The sequence below is a fragment of the Microtetraspora sp. AC03309 genome (assembly GCF_020826795.1).
GTDB lineage: Bacteria > Actinomycetota > Actinomycetes > Streptosporangiales > Streptosporangiaceae > Microtetraspora > Microtetraspora glauca.
The window spans coordinates 34,303-47,797 of sequence record NZ_JADDIL010000036.1; the positions used below are offsets into that span (position 1 = coordinate 34,303).

Annotated in this window: 13 protein-coding genes; 10 read left to right on the forward strand and 3 right to left on the reverse strand. The window is 71.1% G+C overall.

Annotated features, from left to right (window positions below):
• Window positions 1-92: 92 nt before the first annotated feature.
• Window positions 93-1,301, forward strand: a complete 1,209-nt coding sequence (thiI, locus tag IMZ11_RS21880) for a tRNA uracil 4-sulfurtransferase ThiI (protein ID WP_228644217.1) — start codon at window positions 93-95, stop codon at window positions 1,299-1,301.
• A gap of 26 nt (window positions 1,302-1,327) precedes the next feature.
• Here thiI and IMZ11_RS21885 read toward each other — a convergent pair whose 3' ends face one another.
• Together IMZ11_RS21885 and aroF are read right to left on the reverse strand one after the other, a co-directional pair.
• The gene (locus tag IMZ11_RS21885; RefSeq protein ID WP_228644218.1) at window positions 1,328-2,926 is read right to left on the reverse strand and encodes an ATP-binding protein; all 1,599 of its coding nucleotides are present in this window, start codon (window positions 2,924-2,926) and stop codon (window positions 1,328-1,330) included.
• Window positions 2,927-3,146: 220 nt separating this feature from the next.
• The gene (gene aroF / locus IMZ11_RS21890; protein ID WP_228644219.1) at window positions 3,147-4,193 is read right to left on the reverse strand and encodes a 3-deoxy-7-phosphoheptulonate synthase; all 1,047 of its coding nucleotides are present in this window, start codon (window positions 4,191-4,193) and stop codon (window positions 3,147-3,149) included.
• Window positions 4,194-4,544: 351 nt separating this feature from the next.
• Between aroF and IMZ11_RS21895 the strand changes: the two genes are divergently transcribed.
• Both IMZ11_RS21895 and IMZ11_RS21900 read left to right on the forward strand, forming a co-directional pair.
• The gene (locus tag IMZ11_RS21895; protein ID WP_061256626.1) at window positions 4,545-5,156 is read left to right on the forward strand and encodes a sulfite oxidase-like oxidoreductase; all 612 of its coding nucleotides are present in this window, start codon (window positions 4,545-4,547) and stop codon (window positions 5,154-5,156) included.
• Between the two features lie 94 nt (window positions 5,157-5,250).
• Window positions 5,251-6,069 carry a LytTR family DNA-binding domain-containing protein gene (locus IMZ11_RS21900; RefSeq protein WP_228644220.1) on the forward strand — a complete coding sequence of 273 codons (819 nt, stop codon included), beginning with the start codon at window positions 5,251-5,253 and terminating at the stop codon, window positions 6,067-6,069.
• 491 nt (window positions 6,070-6,560) lie between these two features.
• On the opposite strand, the gene IMZ11_RS21905 is transcribed toward IMZ11_RS21900, so the two are convergent.
• Window positions 6,561-7,397 (reverse strand): deoxyribonuclease IV, encoded by an 837-nt coding sequence (locus tag IMZ11_RS21905; protein ID WP_228644221.1) that lies wholly within the window; start codon window positions 7,395-7,397, stop codon window positions 6,561-6,563.
• Window positions 7,398-7,519: 122 nt separating this feature from the next.
• Between IMZ11_RS21905 and uraD the strand changes: the two genes are divergently transcribed.
• The 7 genes from uraD (at window position 7,520) to IMZ11_RS21940 (ending at window position 13,493) form a co-directional block, all read left to right on the forward strand.
• On the forward strand, window positions 7,520-8,008 hold the full coding sequence (gene uraD, locus IMZ11_RS21910) for a 2-oxo-4-hydroxy-4-carboxy-5-ureidoimidazoline decarboxylase (RefSeq protein ID WP_228644222.1): 489 nt from the start codon (window positions 7,520-7,522) through the stop codon (window positions 8,006-8,008).
• A complete protein-coding gene (gene uraH / locus IMZ11_RS21915) occupies window positions 8,005-8,352 on the forward strand; it encodes a hydroxyisourate hydrolase (RefSeq protein WP_228644223.1) in 348 nt (115 codons plus the stop codon). Before uraD ends, uraH begins: the two co-directional genes overlap by 4 nt.
• A gap of 1 nt (window position 8,353) precedes the next feature.
• Window positions 8,354-9,241 (forward strand): factor-independent urate hydroxylase, encoded by an 888-nt coding sequence (gene pucL / locus IMZ11_RS21920; RefSeq protein WP_228644224.1) that lies wholly within the window; start codon window positions 8,354-8,356, stop codon window positions 9,239-9,241.
• Window positions 9,242-9,246: 5 nt separating this feature from the next.
• Window positions 9,247-10,149, forward strand: coding sequence for a xanthine dehydrogenase family protein subunit M (locus IMZ11_RS21925; protein WP_228644225.1), 903 nt, complete (start codon window positions 9,247-9,249; stop codon window positions 10,147-10,149).
• A 61-nt stretch (window positions 10,150-10,210) separates the two neighbouring features.
• Window positions 10,211-10,777, forward strand: coding sequence for a (2Fe-2S)-binding protein (locus IMZ11_RS21930; protein ID WP_061256637.1), 567 nt, complete (start codon window positions 10,211-10,213; stop codon window positions 10,775-10,777).
• Entirely contained in the window at window positions 10,770-12,173 is a 1,404-nt protein-coding gene (locus IMZ11_RS21935) for an 8-oxoguanine deaminase (RefSeq protein ID WP_228644226.1), read from the forward strand. The genes IMZ11_RS21930 and IMZ11_RS21935 overlap by 8 nt, the downstream gene beginning before the upstream one ends.
• Before the next feature lie 78 nt (window positions 12,174-12,251).
• A complete protein-coding gene (locus tag IMZ11_RS21940; RefSeq protein ID WP_228644227.1) occupies window positions 12,252-13,493 on the forward strand; it encodes a glycerate kinase in 1,242 nt (413 codons plus the stop codon).
• Window positions 13,494-13,495 lie beyond the last annotated feature (2 nt).

Genomic DNA, 13,495 nt, shown 5'->3' on the forward strand with positions numbered 1-13,495 from the left:
CGGACCGCTTTCCGGTTCGCCCTAGCCGCCCGTACGCGCCACACTTGCGGTAGCCGTACCTGTCTCGAACCGCTTCGCCGGAGGTAAACACGATGTCCGTGACGGCCATGTCGGCCCTGGGGGAGCCCTGCGTGCTGCTCAAGCTGGGCGAGGTCGTCCTCAAGGGCAGGAACCGCGAGCTCTTCGAAAGCCGGCTGCGCGCCAACATCAAGGCCGCGCTCAAGGAGTTCACGGTCGACATCCGGCAGCGGCACGGCGTGATCGCGCTGTTCCTCCCCAAGGGCACCGGCGTGGACGTCGCCGATGCGGTCGCGCGACGCGTGTCCGAGGTGCCCGGCCTGGTACGGGTCAACCTGGCCTGGCGGGTCGCCAAGACCCCCGAGGCCGTGACCGAGGCCGCGGTCGAACTGATCAAGGACAGGGACGAGGTCGCGCGCAAGGCGCGGTTCGCCGTGCGCTCCCGCCGCAGGGACAAGCGGTTCCCGCTCCGCTCCAACGAGCTGGACCGCCTCGTGGGCGGAACCATCAACGACACCTACGGCCTGCCGGTCGACCTGAAGAACCCCGAGCTGACCGTCTACATCGAGGTGGACAGGGACGAGGTCTTCGTCTTCACCGACGGGCTGCCCGGACAGGGCGGCCTGCCGGTCGGTTCCAGCGGGCGGGCGCTGGTCCTGATGTCCGGCGGCATCGACTCGCCCGTCGCCGCCTACCGGATGATGCGCCGCGGCCTCCGGGTGGACTTCCTCCACTTCTCCGGCATCCCGTTCACCACGTCCGAGTCCATCTACAAGGCGTACGCGCTGGTCCGCCGGCTCGACCGGTTCCAGGGCAAGTCACGCATGTGGGTGGTGCCGTTCGGCAAGGCCCAGCAGTCGATCAAGGCGTCCGGCCAGGACCGGCTGGCGGTGATCGCGCAGCGGCGGCTGATGCTGAAGACGGCGGAGGAGGTGGCCCACCGCATCCACGCGGAGGCGCTGGTCACCGGTGACTCGCTCGGCCAGGTCTCGTCGCAGACCCTGACCAACATCACCGCCCAGGACCACGCGGTCGACCTGCCCATCCTGCGGCCGCTGATCGGGCTGGACAAGACCGAGATCATGGCCGAGGCGCGGCGCATCGGCACGCTGGAGATCTCCGAGCTTCCCGACGAGGACTGCTGCACGCTCCTCGCACCGCGTTCGGCGGAGACCCGGGCCAAGATCGAGGACCTCAAGCAGATCGAGAAGCGGCTCGACGCCGAGGAACTGGCCGTCCAGCTCGCCGACTCCCTCCAGGAGTACAAGCTCGAAGACGCCTGACCGGGCCGTCACTCCGGCCGGGTAGGTCAGAAGGAAGGCTTCCGGTACTCGTAGACGTCGTCGAGGTCGAACAGCATGACCTCGCCGGGAGCCTCCTTCGCCGCCTCGCGCAGGTGGTCCGAGAAGCCGTGCATCGAGAAGATCGCGAGTACGGCGTTCGCCGCGTCGTGGTCCTTGGCCAGCAGCGCTCTGATGTGGCGGAGGCGCTCCAGGTCCTTCAGGCCACGCGGTCGCTCCGTCGCCTTGGTCTCGCCGATCACGGTGATCGTCGAGCCCGTGGGGCGCGCACTGGTGTCGAACGCGAGACCGAGGTAGTCCACTTCATGGGTTGTCCGGTTGGCGGGATCGGGCACCAGCGTCCAGCCGTCGGAGCCGAGGTCGACCTTCCGGTCAGACAGCAGCCGGAACGCGCTCCAGGTGGCGATGTGCTCGAACGCTGGACCGAGCACCTGGGAGCGGAAGCTGTGCTGGGCATCCCGCCAGGCTGCGGCCGGAGTCGTCTGCCCCTTCTCCAGCTTGGAAATGCGCGATCGGACCACGGCGTGATGGAAGCGGATGATCGGATCCGTCAGCCGGAAGAGGTAGTCGCGGGGGCGCAGGAGGTCGCGCTGCTCGTCGACATAGCGCATGGCCACCAGCCGGGCGACGATCGCGTCGGTCTCGTCCTTGGGGCGGCCGATCACCCCACCGATCTTCGCCAGGGTCGTCGCGCCCCCGGAGATGGCCTTCATCGCCTGCCGATAGATGTCCTTGTCCCCGATGCGCGGATCCTCGCGGAGCAGATGATCCATCTCGGCGTCGGTGAAGAAGTCCGGCTGCGGACGCAGCAACGCCTCCGTGATCCAGGCGTCCAGCTCCTCCATGGTCTCAGGAGCCGGTAGTCCGGCTTGCTTGACGAGGGCCTCCATGTAACCCGGGGCCCCGCCGAGTACCGCGAAGAGAGTGAACGCGACCCGGCGGTCCTTGATCCCCCAGAACCGCGCCATATCGACGTGATCGAAGGCGTTCATGGTCATCTTGAAGGTGAGACGGCCGAAGAGCGGCCGAGAGCCGTGGCCGAGCTCGTGGATCGTCGACATCGCCGAGCCGCAGAGCAGCAGGCAGCCCTCGATGATCCGGTCGTAGTAACGGATCCGGACACCCGGTGGGGCGACCTCTCCGGGCGGGAACATATGGGAGTCGTGGATGGCCTTGACGATCGACGGCAGATGCGGCGCGTCGCGCAGCAGATAGGGGAACTCGTCGATCACCACGGGCGGGACCCGGCGGCCCTGCCTCCGGCGGAATGTGGCGTTCATCGCGATCTCGAGCAACCGGTCCCAGGTGTCGTTCGCGGCGATGGGCAGCGTCGACAGATCGGCGATGAGTGAAAGGTCATAGACGGCCAGTTCGTCACGGAACCGCTCTTGGGCCTGGGAAAGCGTCTCCTCAAGGTCAGCCTGGAAGTAGAACCCGTCGGTCGCCTTCGTGAATCGCGCGAGAAGGTAGGACTTCCCGGCGCGGCGGCGGCCGGTCCAGGCGGCCACCGAGGAGCCCGGGCGCCCGCTGGGGGATGTTTTCGCGAACCGGTTGAGGATCTTCCATTCCTCGTCGCGGTCAATGATGTCGTCAGGTTTGGGCAGCATGCGGGGCAGCGTATTTTCCCAGCTCCGCCGCCCGCTGGAATTCCAGGGAATCCCCGGAAACTCGTCCGACCTGCGGCTATTCGCGGATTTCACCCTAAAAATGCCCGGACGGTCGGTACGGCTCGCCGCTCGTGGCGCAAGCCGTACCCGGTCGTCTGGGGTAGAAGATCACGGGCGTGGGATCACGCGGTGGCGGACCGCGCCCGTAGGCGGAAGAAGGTCACGCGGGCACCGGGGCGGCGTGCGTGGCGTCGGTGAGGGTGCGTCCGAGGAGCGGGGGGAACTGGCGCATCACCCGCGCGAGCTCGCGCAGGTCGCCGTTGACCAGAGCCTGGGGGCCGTCGCAGAGCGCCTGCTCGGGGTGGGGGTGGACATCGATGATCACGCCGTCCGCTCCGACGGCGATGGCCGCGCGGGTGAGCGGCAGGACGAGGTCGCGGCGGCCGCCCGAGTGGGACGGGTCGATGATCACGGGGAGGTGGGAGAGCCGCTGCGCCACGGGGACCGCGGACACGTCGAGGGTGTTGCGGGTGGCGGTCTCGAACGTGCGGATGCCGCGCTCGCAGAGCACGATGTCGAGGTTGCCGCGCTGCGCGATGTACTCGGCCGACATCAGCCACTCTTCGATCGTGCCGCTCATGCCGCGCTTGAGCATGACCGGCTTGCCCGCCTTGCCGACGGCCTGGAGCAGCGCGAAGTTCTGTGTGTTGCGGGTGCCGATCTGGAGCATGTCGGCGTAGGACGCGACCAGTTCGACGTCGTGGGCGTCCACGACCTCGGTGACGATCGGCAGGCCGGTCTTCTCGCGTACGTCGGCCAGGATGCGCAGCCCTTCCTCGCCCAGCCCCTGGAAGGCGTACGGCGACGTGCGCGGCTTGAAGGCGCCGCCGCGCAGCAGGGTCGCGCCCGCGGCCTTGGCCATCTCGGCGGCCTCCAGGGTCTGCTGCGGGGTCTCGACCGCGCACGGGCCCGCGATCAGCGTCACGGTGTCCGGGCCGATGGGCACCCCGCCCACCCTGACGGTGGAGCGTTCGGGATGGTTCTCCCTGCTGACCAGCTTGTACGGCATGGACACGCGCATGACGTCCGCGACGCCGGACATGCCGCGGATGTTCAGCGCCGCGAAACGCTCGATGTCGCCGACCAGGCCGATGATCGTACGGTTCACGCCCCGGCTGACGAACGCCTCGCCACCGGACGTGCTGACGATCCCCACGATCGACTCGATGTCGTCCTGGGTCGCCTCGGACCCCATGACGATGACCATGATCACTCCTTGCAGGTGCCTGTCGGTTTCCTCGCGAAACGCGAAAGGCCCCGGGTCCGTGTGGACCCGGGGCCTTTCGTTCGCCTTGGCTGTCAGCGCAGCGCTAGGAGGCGAGCGGTCCCTGCGGGTCCGTCGCCATACCAAAACTCAGCGATACGCATGCCACGCAATATAGCGCATGTCCGGCACCGCGAATGGCACCCGTCCCTGATCGCGATCACGAAGGGTGGGGGCGCGTTCCGCTCCCACCTTGGCGTTCCGTCGCGCCGATCATGCGGGGGCGGTGCCGGGCAGGGCGGCTGGCGGGGTCCCGGTGCCGGTGAACGGAACGGCTGGTGGCAGTATGGCGACGTGCCGGAGATTCCCGAAGAGGAGAGCCGTCTGCCCCCCGGGCAGTACATCCCGCGCGGCCGGCCCGTCATCCACTACGGCCGGGTTCCGGCGTTCCGTCCCCAGAGCTGGCGGTTCCAGGTGTTCGGCGCCACCGCCTCAGGTGACGCGCACATGTTCGGGTGGGAGGAGTTCGCCGCGCTGCCCAGGACCGCGGTGATCGCCGACTTCCACTGCGTCACCAAGTTCTCGATCATGGGTAACGAATGGTCGGGCATCGGGGCGCGGACACTGCTGGAGGAGGTCCCTCCGGCTCCCGGCGTACGGCATGTCATGATCTGGGCTGAGTACGGCTACAGCGCGAACATCCGCATGGACGACTTCGACCGTGACACCACCCTGTTCGCCACCGATCTTGACGACAAGCCACTCAGCCCCGAGCGCGGATTCCCCGTACGCATCGTGGTCCCGCACCTGTACGCCTGGAAGAGCGTGAAGTGGGTGCGCGGGGTGGAATACCTGACGGAGGACAGGCGCGGCTTCTGGGAGGAGCGCGGCTACCACAACATCGCCGATCCCTGGCGGGAGCAGCGCTACTCCTACCAGGAGGAGCCGGGCGAGGGCCCTCCCTGACGCCCCGCGTCCGCCTCCCTTGCGTAGTCGATCGCGCACTCTTCGTCGCCGAACCCCTTGCGGGCCCCGCGGACGAGGCGGCACGGTGGTGGGCATGCTGCGTGTCATGGCCGTCGACGACGAGGCGTCCGCCTTGTCCGAACTCGCCTATCTCCTACGCCAGAACGAGCGGATCGAGCACGTCACCACCGCCCGGGACGGGCTGAGCGCGCTCCACACGATCGTGTCGATGATGGGCGCCGGTGAGCGCCTCGACGGCGCCTTCCTCGACATCCGGTTGCCCGGTCTGGACGGTCTCGAACTGGCCAGGGTGATCGCCGGACTCCCCAGCCGGCCCCGGCTGGTCTTCGTCACCGCCCACGACTGCGCGGTCCGGGCCTTCGAGCTGGAGGCCGTCGACTACGTTCTCAAGCCGGTGCGCGCCGACCGGTTGGCGGAGGCCGTACGACGGCTCTCCTGCGCGGTCGCGGCGGCGGCCGCCGAGGAGGAGGACGACACCGACGTCATCCCGGTCGAGCTGGCCGGGCGCACCAAGTTCGTCCAGCGGCAGGCCGTCTGGTACGCCGAGGCCCACGGCGACTACGTACGCCTGCACACGGTGGACGGGGCCTACCTCGTGCGGATGCCCCTCGCCGCGCTCGAACGCCGCTGGGGCGGCTCGGGGTTCCTCCGCGCGCACCGCAGCACGCTCGTCAACACCCGCCACGTCAGCGAACTGCGCTTCGACGCGGGGCGGATGGTGCTCCAGGTCGGGACGGAGACGCTGCCGGTCAGCAGGCGGCACGCCCGGCAGGTTCGCGACCAGCTCGTCCGGCGCCTGCGGGTGACCGGTCCGTCGGCCGGCCCGTCTGTCGGTCCGCCGGCCAGCCCATCTGTCGGGCCCGCGGCCGGCCCGCCGGTCGGCGCGATGTGACAGGGGACGCCAGGCGGCGGGGTGAGGGGTCCGACCGTTCGTCGCGTCCTACCGGCCGCCGGTCCGGACGGGTCCGCGCGCGCGTCGCGAAACACCGACCGCTCGTCCGAAGTCCGGTCGCGGGTACGGCCCGCCACCGTAATCTCTCCGTCATTGCAAGGCCACGCCGCGTAGCTGAAGTAGTTCGTGACCATGCCGCGCGGATGCCAGGCGGGCCCTCACTGGGGATGGGGCCGATTGGGAAATATCCGGCAGACGGTGAATTGCCGAGTGAGGCGATGTCTGCCGGATATGACCTGTCACGGGATCCGCGAAAGCGGTCCGGCCATCGGGGGCGCCGGACCGCGAGCGGGCTCTCCGTCATCCACCACCGTGCACCCTCGCCCATCACCGTTCACCGTCGTCCGGCGCCGCCCGGCGCGTAAACGGGAACGGCGTAACGGGAACGGCGTAACGGGCACGGAGGCGAGGGACGGCCTCGGCGACGCGGGTCAGTCGCGCAGCTTCTTCAGGAGCGCGATGTTCTCCCGGTCCTGGTCCACCTTGCCCGGCGTCTCGATGCAGAGCGGCACTCCGGCGGTCGCGGGGTGGCGCATGATCTCGGCGAACGGCTCCGCGCCGATGTGACCGGCGCCGATGTTCTCGTGGCGGTCCTTCTTGGAACCGCACACGTCCTTCGAATCGTTCGCGTGGATCAGCTTGAGCCGTCCGGGGGCGACCTGGTGCAGCGCGTCGAACGTCGCCCGCACCCCGCCCGGAGCGGCCAGGTCGTGCCCGGCGGCGAAGGCGTGACAGGTGTCCAGGCAGACGCCCACCTTCGGATGGTGATCCAGCGCGTCGAGGTAGGGGCCGAGGTCCTGCACGGTCGCGCAGAGCATCTGCCCCTGCCCCGCCATCGGCTCGAGCAGCAGATCGGGGCCGCCTTCGGGGATCTCGTCCAGCAGCGGGAGCAGGTGCTCGCGCACCTGGCGGAAGGCGTCGTCCCTGGACTGGCTGACGGCGGAGCCGGTGTGCATCACCACGCCGAGAGCGCCGATCTCGGCGCCGCGCCGGAGCGTGTGTCTGATCACCGCCACGGAGTTGGTCAACGTCGCCGCGGTGGGCGAGCCGAAGTTCACGAGGTAAGAGGAGTGCGCGAAGACCGGCAGCTCTGACGCGGCGAGTTTCGCGTCCTCGATCGGGTGGCCGTCATTGAGCGCCCAGGACCGGGGGTTGGTGACGAAGACCTGGATGATCTCGGCGCCGACGTCGGCCGCATGGCGCAGTCCGCCGGTGGCGAGACCGCCCGCGACGGAAACGTGCGCGCCAATCGCATTTCTAGGGGTCATGATGAATCCAGCCTAGTGTCCGGGCCTTTGTGGCAACGTACAAACCCCGGCTGGGACACGACCGGACAGTTGTGTGTTCGCGCTGCTAGACCCGGCCCTCGGCCGCGATGTTGACTGCTGGCATGCGAGAACTCAGCCAGGAGGAGCTGTGCTCCTGCTGCGCGTCCACGACCTGGATGGCCGCGGTCGCGGCGCGGCAGCCGTACGCGGACCTCGCCGCGCTGACGGCGGCGGGCGAGGAGGCGATCGCGGCGCTGGACTGGCCCGACGTGGAGGAGGCACTCGCGGCGCATCCCCGGATCGGGGAGCGGGCCGTCGCCGGGCGGGCGGCAGACGGCGAGCGCGAGGCGCGGTGGTCCCGGACCGAGCAGTCCGGTACGGCCGGTGCGGCCCGGACCGTGCTCGACGCCATCGCCAGGGGAAACGCGGTCTATGAGGAACGGTTCGGCCACGTCTACCTGGTACGCGCCACGGGCAGGAGCGCCGAGGAGATGCTCGGGCTGCTGCTGGCCCGGCTCGCGAACGACGAGGAGACCGAACGGACGATCGTCCGCGCCGAACTCGCCGAGATCGTGCGGCTGCGCCTGGAGAAGGCGGTGACCGGCCGGTGAGCCTCTCCACCCACGTGCTCGACACGGCGAAGGGGCTGCCCGCGGCCGGCGTGCTCGTCCGGCTCTCGCGGATGACCGTGCACGGCTTCCTCGCCGCGGCCGAGGGCCGCACGGACGAGGACGGCCGGATCCGGGAGTGGTCGCCGGTGAGCGCGGAGTGGGTCGAGGGCGTGGACCCGCGTCCCGGCACCTACCGCCTGGTCTTCCACACGGGGGAGTACCTCGGGAAGGACGCCTTCTTCCCCGAGGTCAGCGTCGTCTTCAGGGTCCGGGAGCCCGGCGGCCACTGCCACGTGCCGCTGCTGCTCAGCCCGTTCGCCTACTCGACCTACCGCGGGAGCTGATGTGATCATCTTGGGGCCCAACCGGTACGGCAAGGCCGAGACCAGGGTGGTCAGGGTCACCCGGCACGGCGACGTCCACCACATCAAGGATCTCAACGTCAGCACGTCGCTGTCCGGTGAGATGGCCGACGTGCACCTGACCGGCGACAACTCGGCCGTGCTCACCACGGACGCGCAGAAGAACACGGTGTTCGCGTTCGCCAGGAAACACGGCGTCGGCGCGGTCGAGGACTTCGCCCTGCTGCTCGCCCGGCACTTCGTGGACTCGCGGCCGACCATCCACCGGGCGCGGGTCGCGATCGAGGAGTACGCCTGGGAGCGGAACGCCGGATCCGGGCACTCGTTCGTGCGCTCCGGCAGGGAGGTGCGCACCTGCGTCGCCCACTACGACGGGTCGGCCGCCTGGATGGTGTGCGGGCTGCGCGACCTGGTCGTGCTGAACACCACGAACTCCGAGTTCTGGGGTTTCGTGAAGGACGAGTACACGACCCTGCCGGAGACCCGTGACCGGATCCTGGCCACGGCGGTCGAGGCGTCCTGGCGGCATTCCGCGGTGAGTTCCGCCGACCCGGACGAGGACGGCGCGAAGAACTGGGACAAGTCGTACGAGTCGGTTCGGCAGGCGCTGCTGACGGCCTTCGCCGGGACCTACAGCCTCTCCCTCCAGCAGACGTTGTACGCCATGGGGGCCCGGGTGCTCGCCGACTGCCCCGAGATCTGCGAGGTACGGCTGGCGCTGCCGAACAGGCACCACTTCCCGGTGGATCTCGCGCCCTTCGGGCTGGACAACCCGGACGAGGTGTACCTCGCCGCCGACCGGCCGTACGGGCTGATCGAGGGGACGGTCCTGCGCGACGACGCGCCCGCCGCCGGACCGGCCTGGGAGTGACGACGATGGACTTCCTGCGCCCCGGCACCTGGGGGGAGGCCCTGGCGATGAAGGCCGCGAGGCCGGACGCCACGCCGATCCAGGGCGGCACGGACGTGATGGTCGAGATCAACCTCGACAAGGGGCGTCCGGCGGCCCTCCTCGACCTGAACCCCGTCGCCGAGCTGGCCGAGTGGTCCTGGACGGGGGACGGCGCGCCGATGCTGCGCGTGGGAGCGGGGGTGACGTACGCGCGGCTGATCGCGGAGCTGGGCGGGTGGCTGCCGGGGCTCGCACAGGCGTCCCGGACCGTGGGATCGCCGCAGATCCGCAACCGGGGGACGGTCGCGGGCAACCTGGGGGCGGCCTCGCCCGCCGGGGACGGCCACCCGCCGCTCCTCGCGTCCGGAGCGCTGGTCGAGGCCGCGTCGGTGCGCGGCACGCGGCTGATCCCGATCGCGGAGTTCTACCTCGGGGTGAAACGCAACGCGCTGGAGGACGACGAGCTGATCCGCGCGGTCCACGTCCCTCCGGCCGCCGGCCCGCAGTACTTCTCCAAGATCGGTACCAGGAACGCGATGGTGATCGCGGTGTGCTCCTTCGCCATCGCCCTGCGTCCGGGGGAGCGGCGCGCGGGCACCGGGATCGGCTCCGCCGCCCCCACGCCCCGCCGGGCGTACGCGGCCGAGGAGTTCCTGGCGGGGGAGCTCGACTGGGACGGCCGCGGGCCGCTCGACCCCGCGCTCGCCCGCAGGTTCGGCGAGCTGGTCGCCGAGGCCGCGTCGCCCATCGACGACGTGCGCGGCCGGGCGGCCTACCGGCGACACGCGCTGGGTGTCATGGCCCGCCGGGCGCTCGGCTGGGCCTGGACCGACCACACGGCGGGCCCGGCCGGCCGGGCGGACGAAGGGAGCGGTGACAGCGGATGATCCCCGACGCCTCCCGGCCGGACGGCCGGGTCTTCTCGTGGCGCCTTCCGATGGAGGTCCGATGCGGGTGAACGTCTCCGTCAACGGCGAACGGATGTCCGCCGACGACGTCTGGGAGGGCGAGAGCCTGCTGTACGTCCTGCGCGAGCGGCTGGGGCTGCCCGGCGCGAAGAACGCCTGCGAGCAGGGCGAGTGCGGGTCGTGCACGGTCTACCTCGACGGGGTCACGGTGTGCGCGTGCCTGGTGGCCGCCGGGCAGGCCGAAGGCCGTGAGGTGATCACCGTGGAGGGGCTCTCCTCCGGAGGCGGTACGCGGAGCGAGGACGTCTCCGCTGAGGGGGAGCCCGCGGACGGCGGCCTCGACGAGGTGCAGCGCTGCTTCGTCGAGGCGGGAGCCGTACAGTGCGGGTTCTGTACACCGGGGCTCGTCGTGCAGGCGCACTCCCTGATCGCGGGCGCGTCCGGAGTGCCGGCGGACGCCGAGATCCGCGAGGCCCTGGCCGGCAACCTGTGCCGGTGCACGGGATACGAGAAGATCCTCGACGCCGTGCGCCTGGCCGCCGCCCGCGCGTGCGCCGCACGGGACACGCCGCTCGTCCCGCCACAGCAGGGAGCCTCCGATGACTGATCGGCCACTCCGGCGCGTGATCATCGAGAACGCGTACATCGTCCCGGTGGCCGGTGCGGAGATCCCGTCCGGACATGTCGTGATCGAGGGGGATCGCATCGTCGCGGTCGGCCCCGGCCCCGCGGACGCGGTGCTCGACGGCGTGACCGATGGCGGATCCGGCGGCGGATCCGGCGACGGCGACAGCGAGCGGATCGACGGGAGCGGGTGCCTGGCGACGCCCGGCCTGGTCAACACGCATCACCACCTCTATCAGTGGGCCGCGCAGGGAGTCACCCCCGACGGGACGCTGTTCGAGTGGCTGGTCGCGAGCTATCCGCTGTGGGCCGGGATGGACGCCGAGGTGGTGCACGGGGCCGCGACGGCGGGGCTCGCCTGGCTGGCCATGTCGGGATGCACCACCACGACCGACCACCACTACGTCTTCCCCAAGGGGCGCGGCGACCTGTTCGACGCGGAGATCGAGGCGGCCCGGCGGATCGGCGTGCGGTTCCACCCCTGCAGGGGGTCGATGGACCGGGGGCGGTCCAAGGGCGGCCTGCCCCCGGACGAGGTCGTGGAGGAGCCCGACGCCATCCTCGCCGCCACCGAGGACGCGATCCGGAAATATCATGACCCGTCGTTCGGGTCGATGCTCCGGGTCGCGGTCGCCCCCTGCTCGCCCTTCTCGGTGAGCGGCGAGCTGATGGTGTGGTCCGCCGAGCTCGCCCGCTCCCACGGCGTACGGTTGCACACGCACATCGCCGAGACCCAGGACGAGGACCAGCACTGCGTGGAGCAGTTCGGCGTCCTCCCCGTGGAGTACCTCGACCGGCTCGGCTGGCTGGGTCCCGACGTGTGGCTGGCCCACGCCGTCCACCTGACCGACAAGGACGTCCAGAGGTTCGCCGAGACCGGCACGGGGACCGCGCACTGCCCGTCGTCGAACGGCCGCCTCGGTGCGGGCATCGCCCGGGTGTGCGACCTGCTGCGTGCGGGAGCGCCCGTGGGCCTCGGCGTCGACGGCGCCGCCTCCAGCGAGATGACCACGCTGGCGGGTGAGATCCGGATGGCCATGCTCATGCAGCGTGCCCGGTACGGCCCGCGTGCCCTGACCGCCCGTCAGGCGCTTGAGCTGGCCACGCTGGGCGGCGCCCGCTGTCTCGGCCGCGGGGCGGAGATCGGGACGCTGGAGCCGGGCAAGCTGGCCGACGTCGCCCTGTGGCGGCTGGACGGCTTCTTCGCCGCGATCGACGATCCGGTGGTCGCGTTCGCGTACGGCCGGACGCCGCCGCTGGCCCGGCTGCTGGCGGGCGGCCGGACCCTGGTCGAGGACGGCGAGCTTCGCACGGTCTCCGGCGCGGAGGCGGCCCGGGCGGGCGCGGCGGCGCACCGCCGCCTGACGGGTGCGGCGTGATGGCCAGGCCCGTCGAGGTGAGGTACGGCGTTCGACGATGATGGTCGTCATCCGTTCGCCGAGCACCAGGGAGCAGCAATGAGGGACCACGTCGTCATCGCGCCGGACAAGTTCAGGGGGTCGCTGGCCGCCGCGGACGTGGCCGCGCACCTGGCCGTCGGGCTGGGGGACGTGCCCGTCGTGTCGCTCCCGGTGGCCGACGGCGGTGACGGCACGGTGGACGCGGTCGTGGCGTGCGGTTTCACCCGGGTCGAGGTCGAGGTGACCGGTCCCACCGGCCGTCCCGTCCGCGCGTCCTACGCCACCCGGGACGGCGTCGCGGTGATCGAGCTGGCCGAGGCGTCCGGCCTGCGGCTGCTGCCGGAGGGCCCCGCTCCTCTGACGGCCACGAGCTACGGGACCGGCGAGCTGATCGCCCATGCCGTACGGCACGGCGCCCGCAGGGTCGTGCTCGGGCTCGGCGGCAGCGCCTGCACCGACGGCGGCGCCGGCATGATCCAGGCCCTCGGCGCGCGCCTGCTCGACGGCGACGGCGGCGAGCTGCCTCCCGGCGGAGGCGCGCTCAGGAACCTGGCCACGATCGACGTCTCGGCGTTCGGCCTGGGCCACACGCGCGAGCACGAGCACGAGCACGAGCAGGGCCACGGGCACGGTCACGGGCATTCCGGCGGTGATCTCTCGGACGTGGAGTTCGTGGTCGCGAGCGACGTGGACAACCCCCTGCTCGGGCCGCACGGAGCGGCGGCCGTGTACGCCCCGCAGAAGGGGGCCGGTCCGCAGGACGTGGCGATGCTGGAGGCCGGCCTGGCCCGGCTGGCCGCCGTCGCCGCGCACACCCACGGCGTCGTGGGAGCGGCCGAGCACGACGGTGTCGTACGCGCGATGGGCGTGGCCGGTCGGCCCGGAGCCGGAGCGGCCGGCGGCGTCGGCTTCGCCGCGATGGCCTTCCTGCACGCCGAGGTCAGCCCCGGCATCGAGTACCTCCTCGGCCTGCTGGAGTTCGACCGGCACGTCGAGGGCGCGCGGCTGGTCATCACCGGCGAGGGATCGCTGGACGAGCAGTCCCTGCGCGGGAAGGCGCCGGTGGGCGTGGCCTCGGCGGCGGCCAAGCACGGGGTCCCGGTCGTCGCCGTGTGCGGCCGCCGGTCGATCTCGGACGAGGAGCTCCACGCGGCGGGCATCACCGCCGCCTACGCCCTGACCGATCTCGAACCCGACGTCGAGCGGTGCGTCGCGGAGGCGGGGCCGCTGCTGGAGCGCCTGGCCGCGGCCATCGCCGCCGACCGGCTCTCCCCGTCTGCCGGCCGGAGCGATCACTAGGA

What these genes read in the sequence shown, in the direction of transcription:
- thiI (WP_228644217.1), top strand. Translation starts at nt 93, where the DNA reads ATGTCCGTGACGGCCATGTCGGCCCTGGGGGAGCCCTGCGTGCTGCTC.
- IMZ11_RS21885 (WP_228644218.1), bottom strand. Translation starts at nt 2,926, where the DNA reads ATGCTGCCCAAACCTGACGACATCATTGACCGCGACGAGGAATGGAAG.
- aroF (WP_228644219.1), bottom strand. Translation starts at nt 4,193, where the DNA reads ATGGTCATCGTCATGGGGTCCGAGGCGACCCAGGACGACATCGAGTCG.
- IMZ11_RS21900 (WP_228644220.1), top strand. Translation starts at nt 5,251, where the DNA reads ATGCTGCGTGTCATGGCCGTCGACGACGAGGCGTCCGCCTTGTCCGAA.
- IMZ11_RS21905 (WP_228644221.1), bottom strand. Translation starts at nt 7,397, where the DNA reads ATGACCCCTAGAAATGCGATTGGCGCGCACGTTTCCGTCGCGGGCGGT.
- uraD (WP_228644222.1), top strand. Translation starts at nt 7,520, where the DNA reads ATGCGAGAACTCAGCCAGGAGGAGCTGTGCTCCTGCTGCGCGTCCACG.
- IMZ11_RS21925 (WP_228644225.1), top strand. Translation starts at nt 9,247, where the DNA reads ATGGACTTCCTGCGCCCCGGCACCTGGGGGGAGGCCCTGGCGATGAAG.
- IMZ11_RS21930 (WP_061256637.1), top strand. Translation starts at nt 10,211, where the DNA reads ATGCGGGTGAACGTCTCCGTCAACGGCGAACGGATGTCCGCCGACGAC.
- IMZ11_RS21935 (WP_228644226.1), top strand. Translation starts at nt 10,770, where the DNA reads ATGACTGATCGGCCACTCCGGCGCGTGATCATCGAGAACGCGTACATC.
- IMZ11_RS21940 (WP_228644227.1), top strand. Translation starts at nt 12,252, where the DNA reads ATGAGGGACCACGTCGTCATCGCGCCGGACAAGTTCAGGGGGTCGCTG.